The organism is Labilibaculum sp. K2S, assembly GCF_030372765.1.
In the GTDB taxonomy this organism is placed as follows: Bacteria; Bacteroidota; Bacteroidia; order Bacteroidales; family Marinifilaceae; genus Labilibaculum.
Map to the genome: position 1 here is coordinate 1 of NZ_JAUCMW010000047.1, position 4,872 is coordinate 4,872.

Consider the following 4,872-nt stretch of genomic DNA (forward strand, 5'->3'; position numbering starts at 1 on the left):
AATTTTTAGGAGCACAAACTGGTGCGGTTGCGGTGCTACATACCTGGACACAAACATTAAATCAGCATCCTCACATCCATATGATTATCCCTTCAGGTGGATTGTCTGATGATCAAATGGAATGGGTGTCATGTAAAAATAACTTCTTAGCCCCCAAAAAGGTGATCAGCAGTTTGTTTCGGGGCATACTGTGCCAGAGTATAAATCAAGCGATTGAGCAAAAACAGCTCAATATTCCTGAGGATTTTCAATGGAACAGAATTAAGAATGATCTCTATAAAACAGGCTGGAATGTAAATATTGAAAAGCCAATGGCAGGCGTTCAGGCAGTTGTAAAGTATCTGGGTGGATATACCAATAGAGTGGCAATCAGCAATTCCCGAATTACAAATGTTGAAAACGGGAAAGTCTCCTTCAGGTATAAAGACAGGAAAAGGCTTGTTTCAAAAACAATGCAGCTCGACACCATGGAGTTTATCCGAAGGTTTATGCTTCATATTCTGCCTCACAATTTTTATAAGATCAGATATTACGGAATCCTTTCATCGGCAAATTCCAAAACCAAAAAGAAGCAGATTGTTGCCCTTCTGGAAACCTGCATGCCCATTCCTGAATATGAAGGATTATCAGCCATTGAAGTTTTTTCTTTACTCACAGGCAAAGATGTAAGCCATTGCCCAAAATGTAAAAAAGGAAGAATCTTATGCAGAGCTTTGCCAAAACCTGAAACCTGACCGAAAAAGTGAGTGAAAAGTTCTTTGAATAGCAAAAAGTAAATTTAACAGCATTAGCTAAAAGGGGGAATTATGCTCTATTCCAAGCAAAAAATCTTCATAAAACACTCAGACTTCCTTATGCACACAGCAAACAGAAAGTCCGAAACTGCTCGCTGAGAAAACAAAACAATTAAATGCCCATAGTTCCGGCGACATTGTCCAACTATGTTTTATCCTTTATTTAGAATTATTCTCAGAATCTAAAATCAGTCTTCTAAATAATGTTTTGTTAATTTTAAAAAACGAAAGGATAAAACACTTTTACGTTAGCAAACATATAATGAGCGATACAGAAACTATTTCATGGATATTCTTGGCAATTGCTTTTGCTTCAGAAAAAGAACCTAGTGACTTTAATGGAATTACTAAGATAGCAGACGGAATTAATCACGCAGTTCCAACTCAAAAAGAAATGCAATCGTCGATAAAATGGTTGCTTAATAATGATTTGATTGTAAAAATTGGGAAAAAGTATTCGCTTACTGACAATGGAATTGAATTAGTGAATAATTCTCGGTTGAATGAAACAGGAATACTAAATATGTGGAAAAATTTAGAACAATTAATAAAAAATATTTAAAATGAAACTAATTACAATTCTCTTATTATTTGTTTCTCTATTTTCTTGTAGCTTAGAAAGAAAGGACAAAGGAGCTGCAAACTCGTTGAGAACTCTTTTGCCAAAACAGGATACAACAATGCAATTTGACCATTTTATCTTTATTGATAGCACAGAAACTTATTACTTAGACGAAGCTCAAATTTCTTTCAAAGACATAGCTGTAAAAATAAAGGAATTGAAAGCAGCGAAAAGCAATATGAAAATTCAGTTGGAAGTTGACAAAAATGTAAAAATGGATAGGTTACTTGTTATAATGGATGCTTGTAAGAAAGAGGATGTTGAATTAAAGTTGAAAAGTAGGTAATACGTTTGCTAACAAAAGCTAAATTTCATGGGCGCTGATGAGTCTTTTGAAAGTTTAGAGCAATTAATAAACACCAGCAAGCCACCTAAATTTGGTTTGCGTAATAATATAAACAAATTTACTCGGCTTGCTTATTTGGCAGTTTGATAGGACATTAGTTCTAAATCGCCCACGAAACTTAGCAAGCCCGTTACCAACCATTAGCGAAGCGAAGTGCAGGAACTAAATGAATGGATAATAATAAGACAAATATTTTAACCTAAAATAGATTACAGTTATGGACAAAATTCCTGCGATACCAAGTGAAGTTCTTGAAAACATTTGTAGAGTAATTGCTAATACTGAGACAGGTTTGACTGGAACTGAGATTGGAAGATTACTTGCAGAATCTTTGATGCAGGATACTGACCCGACTATGACAAAGTGGAGAAGATTATTTAATGCTTTTGCATATTATCAAAATAAACATAAATGTTCAAATAATATTCTTACATTTCTATCTAAAGCAATGCAACCAGTAAGATATGTGGACAACCCTGAACTTTTCCAACACAGATTATTAGAACTTAATAAACGTTTATGTTTTGTTGGTTTAGAGTTGAGTGAAAATGCTAAATATAGAAAAATTGAAAAGTCTTCCACTATAACAAACCCATTAGCAGAATCGGACAAACAAACAACGACTGATTACGATATTGCAATCTCCTTTGCTGGAGAAGATAGAGAAGTTGCAGAAAGCATTGCAGAAAAATTGAAAAGTCAGGGAGTTAAAGTGTTCTATGATACATATGAAAAAGCAACATTATGGGGTAAAGACCTTTATGTACATCTAAATGACGTTTATAAAAACAAAGCGAAATTTTGTCTTATGGTTATTTCAGGTAGTTATAGAGATAAACAATGGACTAATCATGAAAGAAAAGCAGCACAGGCAAGGGCTTTTACTCAAAACAAAGAATACATATTACCCCTCAAACTGGATGATACTGAAATACCAGGTTTAAATGAGACAATAGGATATGTGGATTATCGTCAAAGCAATTCCGATGAAGTAGTTAACTTATTGAATGAAAAACTAAAAGAATAAAAACTACAATGTCAGTTTCATCTTATCAAAATAATATTAATCGCTTAAATCAACAGATTGCAGACTTGTTGAAAAAACAAAATGCTGAAAGAAAAAAACAAGTTGATTTAAGTGGGAAAATATCAGATTTAAGTAAGAAAATGCTTAGCACAAGTAGCTTAAGTACAGCACAAAGTTATCAAAGACAGGCCCAGACAAAAGAGAAAGAGCTTGTTAGGGTTGAAAGCAAAATAGGCGATTCTGAAAAACAACTAGCAACTAAAAGGAAAGAACTCTTTCGAAATCAGGAAAATCTAAAAAAAGCACTTGAGCAAGATGATAAAAAACGTAGAAATACTGAAAAAGCTCATTTAAGAGAAAAAGAATCTTTTAATCGACAAGAATTAAATCATGTTCGCTCCCTTAATACTGAGTTAGAAAGACAACAAAATCTATTTTCATCTTTCTCAAACGTTTCATCAAGTTCATTAGGGAATGATACTGATTATAGTTTAAAGGAATTAATTGAACTGAATGAAAGAATAGACAATGTTTTAAGCAAATTGGAAAAACTTGGAATGGGGCAAGAAATCCTATTTGAAGAAATTGAAAATCTAAAAGAGAAAGGGAAAAAAATCAGCAAAAAAGATTTAGGTTTAATACTTATTGGACAATTAGTGAGTTTTGGTGCTGGAAAAATTGATTCAGAGACGATTAAATTTGTATTTGAGAATATTACAGGAATAGATTTAACTAAAATGATACAATAACGGTTGGTAACACGCGGTAATAAATAATTTGGCAGTCAGTGATTTGCGTAGGTTGGTGCTTTTAATTATGTTTGGTTCAAATTTGAATGCAGGTGCGGCAAAGTGCCAAACTATCCATACCGCCAACGTTGCACACAAGTTGAAACAAGAATCACTTAGATTTCTGATTCCATTTCAAGTTATCATTTATTATAATATCCTGAATTTCAAGGATGTTAGATTTTTTTTTGACGATAAAAAGAATTAAATGCCTGTATAGTACAGTCCTATTTATAGAACACCTATCAATTTATAAACTATGAAAATAAAACATTTTGAAAACAGTATGACCAAAATATGTTTATTCACCTTGTTTTTATTAACAAGCTTGTTTGCACAAAGTCAGGAATTAAAAACCAAAAAGAAAATTGTTCGTCATAATAGATTCTTTGAGAAATACTCCGTTCTGAAATCGGACAAAACAACTAAGCATGGTGAATATAAAATGGTTACTCATAATACAGCTAAATTAATAGAAAATGGTAATTATGTTCTTGATAAGAAAGTTGGATTGTGGGAGTATTATGACTACAATATTCACACAAAGAAGCTGGAGTTGGAACAAAAATATGACTACACAAATAATAAATTGATATTTAATCGGAATAATGATTCAGATTATGATGTTTTCATAAATGGAAAATGGATTCAGACTAAGCTTGACACCATTCCAATATATTTAGGAGGTTATAGAAAATTTTACAATCAAGTAATTGAATTTGTTGATGATGCTGACGTTCCTAAAATTGCTACTTTATCCAAAGTCAATGGGAATGTAATTGCTACTTTTATTGTAGATGAAAAGGGAGAAACAAGTGATTATAAAATCGAATTAGGTGTTGGTGGTGAATGTGATAGGCTTGTTTTGAACTCAGTAAGGAAAGTCTCAAACGATTGGTCTCCTGCAATATTAAATGGAAATAAAGTGAAAACTAAAATCATTGTAATAATTAATTTTAAGTATTGGAGTGATGGGAGTCTGGCTGTCGTATTAGTCACGTCTAAATTATGAGCCCCTTCAGGATGAATGTATAATTCTTAAAATGGTATTAGAAGGTTGTCTCTATGATGTAATCACTTAATAAAGAAATGCAGCTGCTCATCCCATTCCCGAGAAACAATACCTATTAATTGAAAACTAGATCACTGACGGTTCAAAATATTTTATTAAAAATTGCATAAATTGTTATTTTTGAATGGAACATTATTTTGAATCATTTAATGAAATACAACCAGTGTGCAATCGAATAGCCCGCCCCGCTAGTAATCATTAGCAGGGAGAGGCTTTCACACCA

General features: G+C 32.6%; 6 protein-coding genes. All 6 read left to right on the forward strand.

Features of this window, described 5'->3' with window-relative positions; genetic code table 11:
• Positions 1–734: IS91 family transposase (locus tag QUH73_RS20495; RefSeq protein WP_289532310.1), on the forward strand; the 734-nt coding region annotated here is incomplete at its 5' end.
• A 322-nt stretch (positions 735–1,056) separates the two neighbouring features.
• On the forward strand, positions 1,057–1,356 hold the full coding sequence (locus tag QUH73_RS20500; RefSeq protein ID WP_289532311.1) for a hypothetical protein: 300 nt from the start codon (positions 1,057–1,059) through the stop codon (positions 1,354–1,356).
• Position 1,357: 1 nt separating this feature from the next.
• Positions 1,358–1,702 (forward strand): ExbD/TolR family protein, encoded by a 345-nt coding sequence (locus QUH73_RS20505; protein ID WP_289532312.1) that lies wholly within the window; start codon positions 1,358–1,360, stop codon positions 1,700–1,702.
• A 277-nt stretch (positions 1,703–1,979) separates the two neighbouring features.
• Complete coding sequence (locus QUH73_RS20510; protein WP_289532313.1) at positions 1,980–2,789, forward strand: toll/interleukin-1 receptor domain-containing protein; 810 nt, start codon at positions 1,980–1,982, stop codon at positions 2,787–2,789.
• A gap of 8 nt (positions 2,790–2,797) precedes the next feature.
• The gene (locus tag QUH73_RS20515; RefSeq protein WP_289532314.1) at positions 2,798–3,538 is read left to right on the forward strand and encodes a hypothetical protein; all 741 of its coding nucleotides are present in this window, start codon (positions 2,798–2,800) and stop codon (positions 3,536–3,538) included.
• Between the two features lie 298 nt (positions 3,539–3,836).
• Positions 3,837–4,589, forward strand: a complete 753-nt coding sequence (locus QUH73_RS20520) for an energy transducer TonB (protein ID WP_289532315.1) — start codon at positions 3,837–3,839, stop codon at positions 4,587–4,589.
• Positions 4,590–4,872 lie beyond the last annotated feature (283 nt).